This is a genomic window from Neisseria sp. 27098_8_112 (assembly GCF_041433235.1).
In the GTDB taxonomy this organism is placed as follows: domain Bacteria; phylum Pseudomonadota; class Gammaproteobacteria; order Burkholderiales; family Neisseriaceae; genus Neisseria.
Window position 1 is genome coordinate 1 of record NZ_JAPWBB010000041.1, and the last position, 1,307, is coordinate 1,307.

The following is a 1,307-nucleotide window of genomic DNA, read 5'->3' on the forward strand; positions in this document are numbered from 1 at the left end:
ATCCCACGCGAGATGACCGATAAAGACGGCAATCTGGTTTGGTTTAGTGACTACACCGGCTGGGGTCGTCTGAAAGAGGAAACCAAGGTAACGGATAACGCCTACCAACCGTTCCGCCTGCAAAACCAATATGCCGACCTTGAAACGGGGCTGCATTACAACTTCTTCAGGTATTACGAGCCTGATGCAGGGCGGTTTGTTAATCAGGATCCGATTGGGTTGTTGGGCGGGGAGAATTTTTATCAGTTTGCGCCGAACATGCAGAGGTGGGTTGACCCGTTGGGGTTGGCTTTATCACATGTGACATTCCCTTCAAATCAAGTAATTAAAGAAGTAACTATTTACATGCAGGGTAGTCGTGGAGCCGATTTTAAAGCGGCTAATGCTGAAGCCGGAATACATGGAGCAAGAGGAACAGCAACACAAGGTGCACATCGTGCAAAATATGGCGATGTTACTTGGCATCATGTAGATTATGATTCTCAAAGTAATAGAGCTAAAATGCAATTAGTTACAAGGAAAGATCATGAGGCCAAATTCCCACATGCTGGTTCGGTTAGTGATTTTGAAAAAGCTCATGGAGTAAAATATGAAACACCAGAAGCTAAGAAGAAAGCCAGTAATTTGACTAAGCGACATAAAAAGAAATTAGGACGATGCTGATTAATTATTTAATTTAAAGAGGTTTATTATGACTTTGAAAAAAATAGTTTTTGATGAAGATTATCAGATGGTTATTAACATACCAGAAGAATCCAACCCCGTAACCTTAATTATATCGGATGAACTTGACGCCGCCTATGAACCATTGAGCAATAGCTTTCAAAAGAAAATTATTGGATTCATCGATAAATCAAATATTTGGTATCCGTTGGCTCATGAGAGAATAAATAAGGAATTTTCTAAAGATATTGTTTCTCAACTAATGAATATTTATATTCTATCTGAAGAGAATGATAAAAATACTATTTTCGGTTTACTTTATCGTATTGAAGAAGACGTGGAGCATGGAAGAGGTATAAAGATAACTGATGATATGAAAATTATAGAATACGGTATTGGAGATATTGCTATTTATTGAATAAGTACTAGTAAATCATAAATGCATAACCCAAAAGAGCATTGTGATAATTTTTATATAGCCAAGACAGGCCGTAACCCGCATGTTTGGTGCGAAAGGTATGCATATAGTTTCTTGTTCCAATGACTTATTCAGGCCGTCTGAAAAAACTTTTCAGACAGCCTAAGCAATGATGTTTTTGTTATTTAACAATTCAATTTCCCCAGGTTCCACCCATCCCCTTCCC

The 1,307-nt window shown here is 38.3% G+C and carries 2 protein-coding genes; both read left to right on the forward strand.

Translation table 11 applies throughout. The features are described from left to right. Positions 1-663: RHS repeat domain-containing protein (locus O3682_RS11680; protein ID WP_371510182.1), on the forward strand; the 663-nt coding region annotated here is incomplete at its 5' end. Positions 664-691: 28 nt separating this feature from the next. Further along, a complete protein-coding gene (locus O3682_RS11685; RefSeq protein ID WP_371510183.1) occupies positions 692-1,081 on the forward strand; it encodes a hypothetical protein in 390 nt (129 codons plus the stop codon). Positions 1,082-1,307 lie beyond the last annotated feature (226 nt).